8 protein-coding genes are annotated in these 14424 nt (G+C 73.4%); 1 reads left to right on the plus strand and 7 read right to left on the minus strand.

What is annotated here, in order from left to right; translation table 11 throughout:
- The 7 genes from ACZ6C6_RS09760 to ACZ6C6_RS09790 form a co-directional block, all read right to left on the minus strand.
- A partial coding sequence (locus tag ACZ6C6_RS09760) for an acyl-CoA carboxylase subunit beta (protein WP_469200904.1) occupies positions 1 to 1241 on the minus strand: 1241 nt, incomplete at its 3' end.
- 153 nt (positions 1242 to 1394) lie between these two features.
- Complete coding sequence (locus tag ACZ6C6_RS09765; protein WP_469200908.1) at positions 1395 to 2639, minus strand: carbohydrate ABC transporter substrate-binding protein; 1245 nt, start codon at positions 2637 to 2639, stop codon at positions 1395 to 1397.
- Positions 2636 to 3727, minus strand: a complete 1092-nt coding sequence (locus ACZ6C6_RS09770; RefSeq protein ID WP_469200911.1) for a hypothetical protein — start codon at positions 3725 to 3727, stop codon at positions 2636 to 2638. Before ACZ6C6_RS09770 ends, ACZ6C6_RS09765 begins: the two co-directional genes overlap by 4 nt.
- The gene (locus ACZ6C6_RS09775) at positions 3727 to 5124 is read right to left on the minus strand and encodes a hypothetical protein (RefSeq protein WP_469200913.1); all 1398 of its coding nucleotides are present in this window, start codon (positions 5122 to 5124) and stop codon (positions 3727 to 3729) included. Before ACZ6C6_RS09775 ends, ACZ6C6_RS09770 begins: the two co-directional genes overlap by 1 nt.
- A gap of 65 nt (positions 5125 to 5189) precedes the next feature.
- Positions 5190 to 7460, minus strand: coding sequence for a serine/threonine protein kinase (locus tag ACZ6C6_RS09780; protein ID WP_469200915.1), 2271 nt, complete (start codon positions 7458 to 7460; stop codon positions 5190 to 5192).
- Positions 7457 to 8815: a S1 family peptidase gene (locus ACZ6C6_RS09785; protein WP_469200918.1), complete on the minus strand. Its 1359-nt coding sequence runs from the start codon at positions 8813 to 8815 to the stop codon at positions 7457 to 7459. Before ACZ6C6_RS09785 ends, ACZ6C6_RS09780 begins: the two co-directional genes overlap by 4 nt.
- Positions 8816 to 8889: 74 nt before the next feature.
- Positions 8890 to 12738: an endo-alpha-N-acetylgalactosaminidase family protein gene (locus ACZ6C6_RS09790; RefSeq protein ID WP_469201823.1), complete on the minus strand. Its 3849-nt coding sequence runs from the start codon at positions 12736 to 12738 to the stop codon at positions 8890 to 8892.
- 375 nt (positions 12739 to 13113) lie between these two features.
- Between ACZ6C6_RS09790 and ACZ6C6_RS09795 the strand changes: the two genes are divergently transcribed.
- Complete coding sequence (locus ACZ6C6_RS09795) at positions 13114 to 14343, plus strand: glycoside hydrolase family 64 protein (protein ID WP_469200921.1); 1230 nt, start codon at positions 13114 to 13116, stop codon at positions 14341 to 14343.
- Positions 14344 to 14424 lie beyond the last annotated feature (81 nt).

Genomic DNA, 14424 nt, shown 5'->3' on the forward strand with positions numbered 1-14424 from the left:
GCCTTGCGCAGGATCAGGGAGATCCGCGGCACCGTCGCGTTGCAGTACGCGTAGAGCAGCTTCGCGCCGTGCCGGATGATCCCACCGTGCTCCTGATCGACGCCGGGCAGGAAGCCGGGTACGTCCAGAAGAGTGATGATGGGGATGTTGAAGGCGTCACACATCTGGACGAATCGCGCGGCCTTCTCGGACGCCTCGATGTCCAGCACGCCGGCCAGGGCCTGGGGCTGGTTGGCGACGATGCCGACGACCTGGCCGTCCATCCGGGCCAGGGCGCAGATGATGTTGCGGGCCCAGCGCTCGTGGATCTCCAGGTAGTCGCCGTCGTCGACGAGCTCCTCGATGACCTTGTGCATGTCGTACGGGCGGTTGCCGTCGGCCGGGACCAGGTCCAGGAGGGCGTCGCCGCGCCGGTCCGCCGGGTCGTCGCTCGCCGCGGTGGGCGGGTTCTCCCGGTTGTTGGAGGGCAGCATCCCGATGAGGTAGCGGACCTCGGCGATGCAGGTCTCCTCGTCGTCGTACGCAAAGTGCGCGACGCCCGAGGTCTCGGCGTGGACGTCCGCGCCGCCCAGACCGTTCTGCGTGATCTCCTCGCCGGTGACCGCCTTCACGACGTCCGGACCGGTGATGAACATCTGCGAGGTCTCACGGACCATGAACACGAAGTCGGTGAGAGCGGGGCTGTAGGCCGCACCACCCGCGCACGGACCGAGCATCACGGAGATCTGCGGGATGACCCCGGAGGCGCGCGTGTTCCGCTGGAAGATCCCGCCGTACCCCGCGAGCGCCGAAACACCCTCCTGGATACGGGCACCCGCCCCGTCGTTCAGCGACACCAGCGGCGCACCCGCCGAGATGGCCATGTCCATGATCTTGTGGATCTTCGTCGCGTGGGCCTCACCCAGCGCCCCGCCGAAGATCCGGAAATCATGCGCGTACACGAAGACCGTCCGGCCCTCGACCGTGCCCCAGCCCGTGACGACACCATCGGTGTACGGCCTCTTCGCCTCCAGGCCGAAACCCGTCGCCCGGTGCCGCCGCAACTGCTCGACCTCGTGGAAGGAACCCGGGTCGAGGAGGAGCTCGATGCGCTCGTGGGCGGTCAGCTTGCCCTTGGCGTGCTGCGCCTCGGTCGCCCGGTCACTGGGTCCGCGGCGGGCCTGCTCGCGCAGTGCCAGCAGTTCGGCCACACGGCCGCGGGTGTCGCTCGGCTCGCCCTGGGTTTCGTCCACAACGGTCATGTAACGACCCTACGAACCCCGCCAAGAAAATCGTGCCGTCGACTCCGTACAGTCTCCTGCCCGGATTACTGGTGGAGCCTGACAGAAGCCTGGTCCCATGCAGGCGAAGTACCAGCCGGTACCGGGTTCTTCTTGTGGAGGTCCCACAAAGAGTTACTGTGGCCTTCCGCACACGCCGGTGAGCCGGGGGACGCGGTCGAGCTGTGCATCCTGCACCTTCTGGATGTCCTCCAGGCGCGGGAGCACCGGCTCGTCCGGGTGCGCCACGGTCAGCAGCACCGCCTCGTAGAAGGCGTCCCGCACCGCCGCCGGCATGACGTCCGACGCGTCCAGGCACAACGGCACCCGCTGGTCCGTGAGGCGGCGCCCGACCTCCCGCTCGACCGCGCCCTTGCGGGCCGGGACCGCGGAGTTGGCCGAGAACACCCCGCCCTCGCGGCCCCACTCCTCCTGGGCCTTCTCGGACGTGAGGCGCCGGATCACCGTCCGGGCCCGTTCGCCGTCCCCGAACAGCGCGGCGAAGTCCGCCGACACCTCGTGGGCCTTCACGGTATACGTGCCGCCGGGCAGCAGCGCGGCCGAGTCCGTGAAGGCCGCCCCGGCCCTGCGGTCCCGGTAGAACGCGCGGGCGAAGGAGCCCTGGTGTTCCAGGGAGCAGCCGCCCTCGAAGAGCAGCCCGTCTCCCCCGGCCGGGCCGCGGTGGTCCTTCGTGAGGATCGCCTGGCGCTCCTCGGACGAGCCCTGGGCGAGCAGCCCCGCCCAGGTGGTCCAGGCGGTGACGACGTGCGGGGCGGTCCAGGGCAGTTCCCCGGTGGCCCAGCGCGCGTAGAGGACCGGGCCCGCCTGCTGGAGGAGCAGGTCCTCGATCCAGTCGCTGCCGGGCCAGCCGGAGGAGCCGTCGTCGCCCATGGCGACGCACCAGGAGTCCAGCGGGGCCGGGGCGGGCCGCGGGGTCTCGCCCCTGCGGTACCAGACGATGGACTTGAGGTCGGCCTTGAGCGGCACCCACAGGTCCTTCTTTATGCCTTCCGCCTCCGGCAGCCACGGGTTGCCGTACTCCTCGGGCTCGTAGAGGTCCGTGAGCGGCTTGAGCCGGTTGTCGGCGGCGTACTCGACCAGTTCGCCGACGCCCGGCAGGATCGCGATGTCCGGCGGGTTGCCCGCCTGGACCTCGGCGAGCAGCACCTCGCGGGTGGCCGCGGTGCCCTGGTAGGTGTACGGGATGCCGAAGCCGTCCAGGACGTCCTTGAACTGCCGTTCCTGCTCGTCGGTCCAGGGGCCGAGGATGGTCACCCTCGGTTCGGCGTCGCTGCCGCCGGGGGCCGCGAGGCCGCAGGAGGCGGTCAGGAGCAGGGCGAGGACGAGCAGAAGTGCCCGAGGGCCCTTCCTCCGGATCATCCGGCCCTCCAGTAGTAGTCGGCGTTGAGCCGCCGGGCGAGCCCGGCAGCCGGGAGCAGGAGGACCAGCGCGCCCGCGCCGAGCGCCCCGTAGTAGGTCCAGCTCTGCCAGCTCCGGGCGGCCAGGCCGCCGCGCAGCTCGGTGGAGGCGCGGGTGACGTACTGCTGGGCGTCGGCGAGGCGGTCCGCGTCGCTCGCGGCGTCCCCGGACCGGACGCAGGAGCCGTCCCCCGCGGTGTCCGCGGACCGCACACGGGGGTCGCTCGCGGTGGCCTCGATCCGGACGAGCTGGTGGCGCGCAGCGTCCAGCCGTTCCTGGGTGGCGGCGGTCGCCCACAGCGGTACGACGGCGAGGGCGACGGCCACCAGGAGCGTCGGCAGCAGCCACGGGTCCAGGCTGCGCCCGCAGCGGCGGCGCAGCAGCCGCAGCGCGCTGAGCGTGGTCAGGGCGAGGACGAGCAGGCCCAGTTCGGCGACGGCCCAGCCGGTGACCTGGAGCGGGCCGAGGGTGCTGATCCGTTCCATCCGGCGCATCTGGTGGGCCTGGAGGACGTCGAGGCGGGGCACGACCCCGGTGCCCGGCCGGTTCAGCTGGCGGTCCGCGTCGCTCATCTTCTGCCGCTGCATCAGGTCGTCGTGCACATACCTCACGGTCCCGGGCGTGACGGAGCCGCTGTACGAGGTGAGCACCCCGGTCACGGTCGCCAGGACGCCCCGGCCGCGCTCGCCGTCGATCTGGACGTCGGAGAGCCGGGACAGGCCCTGCCCGGCGGCGGAGAGCTGGGCCTCGTAGCGGGCTCCGGCCCCGACGACCTCGTCGATCCCGAAGCACACGGAGAGCTCGGCCTCCTGGTGGGCGCGGAGCAGGGCGAGCTGGGTGGCGGAGACCCCCTGGACGGCGGGGGCGGCGTGGGTGCGCATCTCGCCCGCCGCGTTCTGGACCTCGCGGTACGAGACGAGCAAGGCGGTCATCGAGACGAGCGCGGCCAGCACGATGACGCCGAGGTGCAGTTCGAGCAGCCGTCTGGTGCGGGAGCCGGTCGTCCGGCGGGCCCGGAAGGCGCGCGTCCAGTGGGCGGGCCGGGGCATCACAGGCGCCTCCCGCAGGCGATGCAGTACCGGGCGCCCGGCCCGGCGGGGTGGCGGCAGCCGGGGCACTTGCCGGGCGGGCCCACGGCGTGCGCGGGCAGGTCCAGCAGAGGGCCGGAGGCGACGTGCAGCCGCCCCTCGCGCACGGTCCCCCGGTCGACGGTGGGGCCGACGCGGACCAGGCCCCGCACCCCGTCCACGATGTCGGCCACGGTGCGGACCTTGGTGAGGACCCAGTCGGCGCCGATCTCGTGGGCGAGCCGGACCGCGAGGCCGAACTGCCGCTCGGCCTCCTCGCGGCTCATCGGGTCCAGCGCCGCGTAGCCCCGTTCGAGCGCGGTCCGCATCCGGGTCGCGGCGTTCATCGCGTCGAGCGTGCCGCCCCCGCCGCCGCCCGCGCCCACGGCGACGCCGGGCGGCAGCCAGCGGACCACCAGCGGGGCGGTGGCCTCGCCGACGGACACCGTGGCGAGCTGGAGCAGCACGCCGAGCGGGTCGGCGCTCGCGTCCGCCCGCACGGTCAGCAGGTAGTCCCGGGCGCCGGGCTCCCACTGGTGGGTGGCGAAGTCGTACCGGTGCGGGTGCTCCGGCGCGGTCAGCGGGACGAGGGCGTGCTGCCGGGGCTGCCGCTCGCTGAGCGCGATCCCGGTCACCGCGGGGCGGCCGGTGACGGCGACGGGCAGTTCGGGGCTGCGGACCCGGCGCACCCGCCGGAGCGCCCCGGTGACGGCCGGGGCGAAGCGGTCGGGCGCCGTGTCGGCCGTGCCGTGCAGGCCCTCGGTGAGGGCGAGCAGCGGCGCCGGGTCCCAGTCCACGCCGAGCGCGAGCACGTCCGCGCTGAACGCCCCCTCGCACGCGGCGATCCCGGCTCCGAGGGCCGCCTCGCCCGCCGGGTCGTGGCCGCCGCCGTCGGTGACGAGGATCAGGTGCCGTACGGGCAGGGGCCGTTGCGCGAAGAGCGTCCGGGCCGCGGTGAGCCAGGCCCCGTACCCCGGCGGCGGCCGGTCGTCGGGGGTCGGCGCGACGCGGCCCACGCTGAACGCGGCGCGCCGCTTCTCGTCGGTGTCCGCGAGCGCCCACGTCCCGCGCAGCGGGTAGCACCGCCCGGGCCCGTGGTCCCCGCCGCCGCCGAGCACGGCGAACGACACCCCGTCGGGCAGCGCGCGCAGGGCCGCGGCGAGCGCGGCGGCCGCGTCCTGTCGGCGGGCGGGGCCGACGTCCAGCGCGAGGAGGACGGCGAGCTCGGTGGCGGGCCGCTGGTCCCGGGGCCCGGCACCGGTGGCCTTGACGCGCACGTGGGCGTCGATCCGCGTGTCGTGGTGCGGCTGCTGATCGCGCCGGACGTCGACGGACACGGCGAACCGGAGCCCGGTCGGCGTCGGGTCGGGAGCGGCCATGAACGGATCTCCAGGGGATACGGCGGGGAGCGGGTCGTGGCGGGCGGGGCGCACCGCGTGCCCCCTCAGAACCGCGTCTGCGGGCGCACCGCATGGGACAGGTCGATCAGCCGTTCGTACTCCGCCGGTTTCTGGCGTTGGCGGGCCAGCCAGCGGTAGCACTGTTCCAGTTCCGCGCGGACCTCCCGTTCGCCGGGGACCGGTGGGGGCGGGAGGCCCCTGCGGAGCCAGGCCCGGGGCGGGGGCGGGAGGCCGGCCGCGGCGCGGACCGCGTCGAGTTTCCACTCGTACAGTTCCGTGCGCAGCAGCCACGCCGCCTCGTCGCCCGCGACGACCGGGGCGGCCAGCGCGGCCAGCGCCGCTCCGATCTCCCCGAGACCGGGCAGCGGGTGCTCGCCCGCGTCCAGCCGGGCGGCCCGGATGCGCAGGGCGGCGACGCGGGCCACGGTGTGGTCGCGGGACTCGTCGGGGACCAGGTCCAGGACCCGGACGGCGGCGGTCCGGTCACCCCGGGCCAGGGCGAGCCGGGCGAGGCCGAGGGCGGCGCCGACATGCGAGGGGTTGCGGGCGTGGACCGCGCGGAACAGTTCGTAGGCGGACGGGCCCGCCCCGGGCCCCGCCTGCTCCGCGCAGTAGGCGAGGGCCAGCTTCGCCGCGTATTCGCCGGGCAGGGCGCGGTGCACGGCCGAGAAGTGGCCGTGGGCGGCCCTCAGCAGCGCCTGCCGCTCCCCCTCGCGCACGTCCGCGCCGCGCAGGGCGACCAGGCCGCGGTGCCAGCTGAGGCGCCACTGCCGCACCGGGCCGGGCCCGGGGATCGCGGCCGCCGCCTCGACCTGCTCGTGGGCCGCCGCCAGCGCCTCCGGGTCTTCCTGGCCGAGCAGCAGCCGGGCGTTGTGCAGGCAGATCTCGACGGACCGCTCCCCCTCGGCGGGCTGCGCGAGCGGCTGGCCCGGGTCGTAGCTGCTGACGCCGAAGCGGGCGGCCTGCGGGTCGCCGGGGTAGGGCCGGGGCACCGGCAGGCGGCGGGCGATCTCGGTCGGGGTCGGCGTGCCCGGGTCGAGCGTGGGCGCCGGAGGCGTTTCGCGGCGGCTGTGCAGCGGGCGGCGCAGCCAGTGCGCGTACTCCGGGACCGAGCCCAGGCGGGCGCCGAGCAGTTCGGTGGAGGGCGTGAAGTGCGCGGAGGGTTCGGGCTGGTCGCGCTTGCCGCGCAGGGCCCGGATCTCGCGCAGCACCCCGCGCAGCTGCCCGGCCATGTCCTCGGCGGTGCCGAAGCGTTCCTCGGGGTCCTCGGCGGTGGCCCGGGCCAGGACGAGCCGGAAGGAGCTGATGCCGAGCCCGGGGACGTCGTCGCAGACCGCCCAGCGGGCCAGTTCTCCGAGCGTGACGCCGACGGTGTGCACGTCGTGGGCCACGGTGAGCGGCTTGGTGCCGTCCGTCTCCGGGGCCGCGAAGTACGGCGTGATCACGGGCGGCGGGTCGACGCTGCCCGCCTTGCGGACCCCGCCGAGGTCGATGACCTTGATGCCGTCGAGGTGGTGGATCACGTTCGACGGTTTCATGTCCCCGTAGAGGAAGCCCATCCCGTGCAGGTGGGACAGGGCCTCCAGGATCTGGCAGCCGTAGGTGACGACGTGTTCGATGTCGAGGACGAAGGCGCCCTGCCGGACGGACTCGACCAGCGCGGACAGGGTGCGGTCGCCGACGTCCTCCATGACGATGTAGCCGCCGGAGACGGTGCCGTCGGCGTTGGTCGTGGAGACGAAGTCGCGGATCTGGACGATCCGTTCGTGCCGGATGGCGACCAGGCTGCGGCGCTCCTCACCGGCCTGGGCGGCGCCGCGCTCGGCGTAGCGGTTGAGGAGGCCCTTGACGGCGACGAAGTCCTCCAGGTGGGTGTCCTCGGCCAGATAGACCCAGCCCTGTCCGCCGTGGGCGATGGGGCCCCGGATGCGGTACTGGTCCTGGAGCGGCGGGCCGTCCTTGGTGAGCTCGGGGCGGTACGAGTAGGGCGCCCCGCACACCGGGCAGTACCCCTCGTCCGGGGGCGGCGCGGCGGTGTGCGGCGGGACGAACGCGGTGTCGCAGGACTTGACGGAGCACGTCATCACGATGCGCACGGGGTGCTCGGCGGCGGCCAGCCGTTCCGCCGGGCTGCCCGGGTCGAGCAGCGGGAGTTCGAGGAGCCCGGCGGGGCCGTGGTCCTCGGGCGCGCCGGGCAGCGGCGGCAGGCCGGGGGCGGACTCGTCGCGGCCGCAGGTGTCGCAGTAGCCGGTGGGCAGGACGGCGCCGGTGCAGGGGCCGCCGGTGAAGCGGCGGTGCGGGCAGGGGATCCTCATGGGCGGCCCACGGGTCCGGGGCGCTGCCCGGGCATGCGGCCCGGCGCCCCCGCGACGTCGGCGCGTAAGTCGCGTAACAGCTGCTTCAGCCCGACCAGCCGGGCATGCGGCTCGCGCAGTCCGCGCAGCTCCCCCAGCCGGTGCCGACGGGCCGCCGGGTCGGTGGCGGGGCGCGGGGGAGCCGAGGCGGAGTCGGTCAGGCCGTCCAGGCGGGACCAGGTCCGCTCCATCTGTTCCGCCCTCCTCAGCAGCTCCTCGGCGCGTTCGTCCAGCGCCGGTACGAGCAGGGCCCGTTCGACCGCGCCGGGGGCCGGGCCGTCCGTGCCGCGTACGACGACGAGCAGCCGGAAGCCGAGGGCGCGCACCCGGGCGAGGACGCGCACGAGCCCCGCCGGGTCCGGGTCCTCGTCCAGGCCGACCACCGCGAGGACCGGGCCCGCGGCGGGGCGTCCGGCGAGGGAGCGTTCGGGTTCGTCGCCGCCTTCGAGGAGCCAGTCGCGGTAGCGGTTGCGCTGGTGGAGAGGGGGGCGCAGCTGGGCGACCAGGGTGTCCACGAGCTCTTCGGGGCTGCCGCGGCCGCCGTGGTGGACGAGGTGGGCGCGGTGCAGCTGGTGGCGCAGGGTGCGGTCGCGGCCGCCGCCCTCCGGGATGACGCTGAAGCGCACGGCGGGCTGGTCGGCCCCCGCGAACCAGCGCCGCAGCCGCGCGGCGAAGGCGTGGTCCCAGCCGTCCGGGCCGCTCAACACATTCACCAGGGGTACGAGTTGAGCGATGCGGTCGACAGGGATCATGTACGAGAAGGCGAGGTCGTTCTCGGTGGGCAGCTCCATCTCCAGATCGCCGCGCCAGCTGACGACGAGGCCGACGACGCTCTCGGGGCGCTCGCCCTCGCGGCCGGTGTGGACGGCGGCGCCGCTGAAGCCGGGGCGCACCACCTCCGCGTTGGTGCGGGCGTCGAGCTGGACCCAGTCGCCGTGGAGGCCGCTGATCCGTCCCGCGAGCCACATGCCGTCGGCGTCGAAGGGCGCCGCGTAGCCGCCGAGCCACACCTCGGCACCGCGTTCCAGGCGTCGGGACAGGGGCGCGGGTTCGGCCTGGGGGCGGGGGCCTTCCAGGGCGAGGACGGCCACGTCCTCACGGTCGGGGAGCCAGCCGTCGGGGGCGACCCGGGCGGCGACGGGCGGGATGGCGGGGTTCTCGGCGAATTCGACCCACATCCGGGCGCCGGGCTCCCCGACGACGTGGGCGCAGGTCAGCATCCGGTCCTGGGTGATCAGCACCCCGGCCCCGCACACCTCGCCGCGCGGGCCCTCCCGGCGTAACCGAAGTCGCCAGTCCGCTCTCAACTCCCCCATGGTTCACGAGCGTACGCGCGGACGGGCCCCGCTTCCCAGAGTGCGGACACAAAGGGAGGCGGGGCCCGGTCCGTTCAGCCGCCGCAGTGGAAGCGGGCGCCGCCCCAGTCCGCGTGGTCGTTGCCGTTGCCGTCGCCGCCGTCACCGGCGATGAGCTCGACGTACTTGGCGCCGGTGACGTCCGCGGTGAGCGACCAGGCTGCGTCGGAGGCCCGGAGCACCGGGGACTTCACCTTCTCCGTGCCGTCGGCCTTCACGGAGAACTGGACGCTGCCCGCGGTCTTCTGGACGTCGTCCACGCCGACCTCGGCGGTGAAGGAGGTGCACTGCCCGCCCAGGTAGTAGCGGATGGCCGCCGGGGCGTGGCTGCCGAGCCCCTTCTCGTAGACCGTGCCGCCGATGGTGAGCGCGGTGCCGTCCCCGGCGCCGGTCTCGCCGTTGGACAGGTCGCGCTCGACCGGGCCCCAGCCGTTGGTGGTGGCCGTCCAGTCGAGGTCGCTGGCCCAGCTGTCCCGGGTGGGCGGCGGGGGCAGGGTGCGTACGGAGGTCTGCGCGCCGAGCTTCCGCTGTCCGTCGCCGGTCGTGTACGTGGCCTGGGAGGTCAGGGTGTACGTGCGGTAGGGGGCGTCCACCGGCGGGGTGACCCGCCAGTGTGCGGTGGCCTTCGCGCCGGGGGCGACGGAGTCGAAGGCGACGGCTCCGGCGGGCTCGGCCCGCCAGCCCTCGGGGAGGGCGAGGTCCACCTTCACGCCGGTCGCGGCGGTGGACTCGTAGTTGGTGAAGCTCGCCTCGACGGGGTTGGCGGTGCCCGGCTCAAGCGTCTCGGCACCGGCCGCGACGGTCAGCGTGCCGCAGGCGGCCTGCTCACCGGCGGGCGCCTCGCCGAGGTCGGTCACGGTGAAGGCGTCGAGCACGAAGTCGGCGCCCTCCGGGGCGTCGCCGCGCTTGCGCAGCCCGGTCCAGGTGTCGCCGCAGCCCGCCGTGACGGTCTCCGTGAAGTGGCCGGTGGTGTGCTGGGCGCCGATGGCGGTGGTCCGGGTCTCGACGGAGGCGGGCTTGCCCTCGGCGGTGATCCGGTCGTACCCGTCGACCCACTCGTAGGCCCCGGCGTGGCTGGACTGGTAGTCGTACTCGACCTTGTAGCGGTGGCCCGCGGTCATCGGGACGGTCCAGGGGGCCGTGCGGTAGACGAGGCCGGTGTTCTCCTCGTGGGCCTTCAGGGACTCCTTGCCGCCGATCACGTCGTCGATGAGCTTCCCGTTCCAGCCCGCCTGGGTGTACGGGGCGTGGAGCTGCGAGATGACGGTGCGGGGGTCGGTGGAGCCGCCCGCGTCGCCCTTGAGGAAGGGGCCCCAGCCCTGGTCGACGTCCTCGAAGTCCTCGTGGACGACGGTGCCCTTCTTCGTGGCGGGGGCGTTGACCACGAGGCGGACGTCGTCGGCGCGGACGGTGGCCGTGCTGCCGTCCGCGGCCTCGACGCGCAGGGTGGTGCGGCCGTTCGCGGGGGCCGTGAAGTTGACCTTGGCGCGCTGGAAGTACGTGCCGTGCCAGTCGGACGCGGCGACGTAGTCCCTGGCGGTGGAGCGGTCCACGGCGACGGACTCGCCGCCCGCCGAGAGCGTGGTGTGCCGGGTCCTTCCGGGCTCGACCTCGATGAGCGCGGACGCGGTGTAGCGGGCGCCGGGCTTCAGGCCGCCGATGCGCTGGGAGAGCGCGGCGGTCCCGCTGCCGGAGAGCTTCGCGCTGTTGCGCCCCTGTGCGTCGGTATCGCGGACGGCGGTTCCGGTCTTCGTCCAGTCGCCGAGCCGGTCGTCGTTGAAGCCGGGGTCGGCGACGAGGGTGTCCTCGCCCCACTTCGGGTCGGCGGCCTCCGGGGCCTGGTGCGGGTAGAGGACGTACGGCTGTCCGGCCTCGGCCTTCAGCGTGATCCTCCCGTCGACGGGCCGGACGGTCCCGGTCTTCACGCGGCCGTTGTCGGTGAGCTCGTAGACGGTGTACGTGCCCGGGGAGGGCACGGCCCAGCTGCTCGTACCGCCCTTCTGGCTGTAGTGGTACAGCTTCTTGCCGCCGTCCCACGGAAGCAGGTAGTCGGTGCCGCTGAGGACCTTGCGGCCGTGGTCGTAGTAGGTCCGCCTGCCGTCCTCGACCGTGCCGGAGATCCCGCCGGTGAAGGTGATGTCGTTGCCGTCCCAGCGGGTGATCTTCTGCTGCTGGAGGTACTTGGCGGGCAGGTCGCGCTGCCAGACGTTGTCGTAGAAGGCGTTCCAGTCGGTCTCGCCGGTCCAGCCCTCGAATTCGGCGATGGCGCTCTGGCCGAGGACCGGGTCGTTGTTCCAGACGTCCTTCTCGCCGTTGCGGATGAACCGGATGATCTTCGAGTTGATGCCCTTGTTGGTGGCGCCGCCGTAGTCCAGGTCGTTGGCCCAGTGCGACCAGAGCGAGGCCCGCTCGAACTTGTCGGCCCACTCGCTGGAGACGTTCCAGCCCTGCTTCCGGAGGGCCTGTACGGTCTTGTCGGCGATCCAGCCGTGGGTGTAGTACACGTCGATGTACAGCATCGAGAGGTTGTTGTCGGTCTCGTCGCGCAACTGCTGGAAGCGCTTCGCCAGGTCGCCGCTGTTGATGTCGCGGCGCTGGTCGATGTAGTAGCTCTGGCCCAGCCAGTTCCAGCCCGGCTTGGTCTTGTCGACCAGCTGCTCGTCGAACGCCTTCGCCTCCGGGTACGCCTCCGTGGCGTTGACGTGGACGCCGAAGGTGGCGCCCCACTTCTTGCCGTCCTTCAGCAGGGCGTTGAGGTCCTTCAGCCCGCCCGCGCGCTTGTTGTAGTCGCCGCCGTAGTCGGGGTGGGCGGAGTCGTGGCCCTCGGAGGCGTACCCCTTGAGCAGGGCGAGCTGGCCGAGGCCGTCCGTCGCCAAGGAGATCCGCTTGACGTCGTCCAGGGTGCGCAGGAAGGGGTGCGTGGCCTGGCTGGCGAAGTTGAACGGGATGTGGGTGATGACCCGGTCCGCGGTGTCCTCGCTGCCCCGCGCGACCACGCCGATCGAGCGGAACGCGACGGCCCCGTCCTGCCAGTCCACCGTCCGGTCGCCGTTGGCGTCGGGTGTGACGACGACCTTGGCCCAGGGCAGGGCGTCCCCGCTCTCCGGCTTCGGCGCGCCCTCGCCCCGGTAGGTCCACTGACCGGACCGGACGGCGACCCTCGTCGAGCCGTCGTCCTCCTTGCGGGCCTGGTGCCAGAACCGGGCGTCGTCGCCGCCGGTGGCGCCGGAGGGCTTGTCGTACGAGGAGTTGGACTCCACGGCGGCGGCAAGCGAGCTGGTGTTGACGATGGCGTACGTGGCACCGGTGGGCGCGGACTCGGCCGGGGTGTCGGCGGTGACTGATCCGAAGACGTCGGCGGTCCGCGTGGAGTCGGTGTCCAGCTTGGTGAAGGCCGTGGCCGCCCCGCTGTCCGTACTGGCGACGGAGACCAGGTCGTGCCCGGGTATGTCGATGGTGCCCACCCGGAACGCGTCGGTGTCGCGGACGGCGGTGACCTTGAAGGTGGTGGCGCGGCCGGACACGGAGAGCGTCGCGTCGATCTCCACCCCGGGCAGGTCGGTGAAGGCCAGCGTGTAGCGGGCGGCCGAGCCGGTGACCTCCGGGGCGCCCTTGAGCTTCACGGAGTGCGCGGTGCCGTTCAGGGTGACGGCGGTGACCGGGCGGGTGGAGCCGGTGAGCTGCTTCCCGGATCCGCGGTCGGTGTACGTGAGGACGCGCGGGAAGTCCGCGGCGACGGCGACCGCGAGCTGCGCGGAGGAGATGACGGGGCTGCCCGCGGGCACGGCGGCAGCGGGTGAGGGGGCGGCGGCCACGGCGGGGAGGGCGGTCCCCACCAGGGCCAGGACGGCTGCTGAGGCGGCGGCTGCGACGCCCACCGGCATACGGCTTGGTGACATGTGCACTGCGTAGTCGTCCGCTCCGCGCACCGTCAACGACGTACGGCTCCGACGGCTTCGCCAGTCCAACAACCGCCTTCCGTAAGTCCAAGTAGGACCGCGGGGGGCCGGACCGGGGCATCCGGGGCACCGTGTTCAGTTCCTGATCACGCGGTGTGCGGGCATCGAGCGGCATCCAGGCAAGTGCCGCCCACCAGCGTCGAGTTGTGAAGAGTTCTTCTTTTTGAGAGCGCTCTCAGTCACAAGTCTTGACGCCCATGCCGCGCGTCGAGAAAGTGGTGCGCATCGCGGACGCCCCCCGCTCCACACCCCCGCACGGTCCACCCGTCCGCGCCCCCACGCACCCCCCGGAGTCGCCTCATGATTTCGCGCCGGAAGTTCCTGACGGGCGGAGCCGCCGCCACGGCCACCGCACTGACCTACCCCCTCTGGGGCAGCGCGCTGAGCCCGAGCGCGTCGGCCTCCGCCGCCACCTGCGAACTGGCCCTGGTCAACAAATCCCTGCCCGGCCGCGTCAACGCCTATGTCACCGGCCACGAGCAGGGCACCGACCGCTGGGTCCTGCTGCGCGCCGACGGCAGCGTCTACCACCCCGACTCCCCCTCGGCGCCGCAGACCCCGCTGCCGGTCGACTGCGCGATCCCGCTGAACGGGGCGGGCGGCGCTCCGGTCGTGCTGACCCTGCCTCAGATGTACGGCGCCCGGGTCTACTTCGTCCGGGACGACACCCTGACGTTCTACCTCAACCCGGGCCCGGCCCTGGTCGAGCCCGCCTTCGCCACCTCCACCGACCCGAACTACGGGCGGACCTGGTCGTTCTGCGAGTTCACGTTCAACCCGCAGCAGCTGTACGCCAACATCAGCTACGTCGACCTGGTGACCGCGCTCCCGATCGGCCTGACCCTGGAGGGCGACTCCACGCACACCGTCGCCCCGCTCCCCGACGGCGCCGTGCAGCGGATCGCCGACGGCCTCATCGCCCAGGCGGCCGCCGACGGCCAGCCCTGGGACAAGCTGGTGACCCGCGGCGCGAACGGCAGCGTGCTGCGGGTCATCTCCCCGCAGAACCTGATGGCGCCCTACTTCGACCGGCCCGACCAGATGCCGTTCCGCGACCTGTTCACGGCGCAGATCGACCAGGTCTGGGAGAAGTACCGCTCGACGGACCTGCGCATCGACCTCCAGGGCGGGCGCGGCGTGCGCACGGGCCGGGTCAGCGGCGACACGCTGACGTTCGACGGCGGGCACACCTTCAGCAAGCCGGTCTCGAAGGACATCTTCACCTGCAACCACGGGCCGTTCACCAACAACCCGGCGGACAACGACGACAAGAAGGCCCTGCTGGCCCGGCTCGCCGCGGGCTTCAACCGCTCGATCATGCTCAGCCACCCCGACCAGCCCAACGGCACCTCGGTGGCCGACTACTACCAGGGCGCGGTGACCAACCACTGGTCCCGGATCGTCCACGCCAACAGCCCGATCGGTTACGCCTTCCCGTACGACGACGTGCGTCCGGACGGCCAGCCGGACGTCTCGGGCGCCGCGAACGACGGCAACCCGAGGCGGTTCACGGTGAGCGTCGGTTCCTGACCTCACCCCCACAGACCGGGAGGACCCCCGTCCGGGCGGGACGGGGGTCCTTCCTGTGCGGGCGCGCGGGTCGCACCCGGG

It is taken from the genome of Streptomyces sp. NPDC041814 (assembly GCF_055590565.1).

Coding starts and splice junctions, on each gene's coding strand:
- ACZ6C6_RS09765 (WP_469200908.1), bottom strand. CDS start 2,639: ATGATCCGGAGGAAGGGCCCTCGGGCACTTCTGCTCGTCCTCGCCCTG.
- ACZ6C6_RS09770 (WP_469200911.1), bottom strand. CDS start 3,727: ATGCCCCGGCCCGCCCACTGGACGCGCGCCTTCCGGGCCCGCCGGACG.
- ACZ6C6_RS09775 (WP_469200913.1), bottom strand. CDS start 5,124: ATGGCCGCTCCCGACCCGACGCCGACCGGGCTCCGGTTCGCCGTGTCC.
- ACZ6C6_RS09780 (WP_469200915.1), bottom strand. CDS start 7,460: ATGAGGATCCCCTGCCCGCACCGCCGCTTCACCGGCGGCCCCTGCACC.
- ACZ6C6_RS09785 (WP_469200918.1), bottom strand. CDS start 8,815: ATGGGGGAGTTGAGAGCGGACTGGCGACTTCGGTTACGCCGGGAGGGC.
- ACZ6C6_RS09790 (WP_469201823.1), bottom strand. CDS start 12,738: ATGCCGGTGGGCGTCGCAGCCGCCGCCTCAGCAGCCGTCCTGGCCCTG.
- ACZ6C6_RS09795 (WP_469200921.1), top strand. CDS start 13,114: ATGATTTCGCGCCGGAAGTTCCTGACGGGCGGAGCCGCCGCCACGGCC.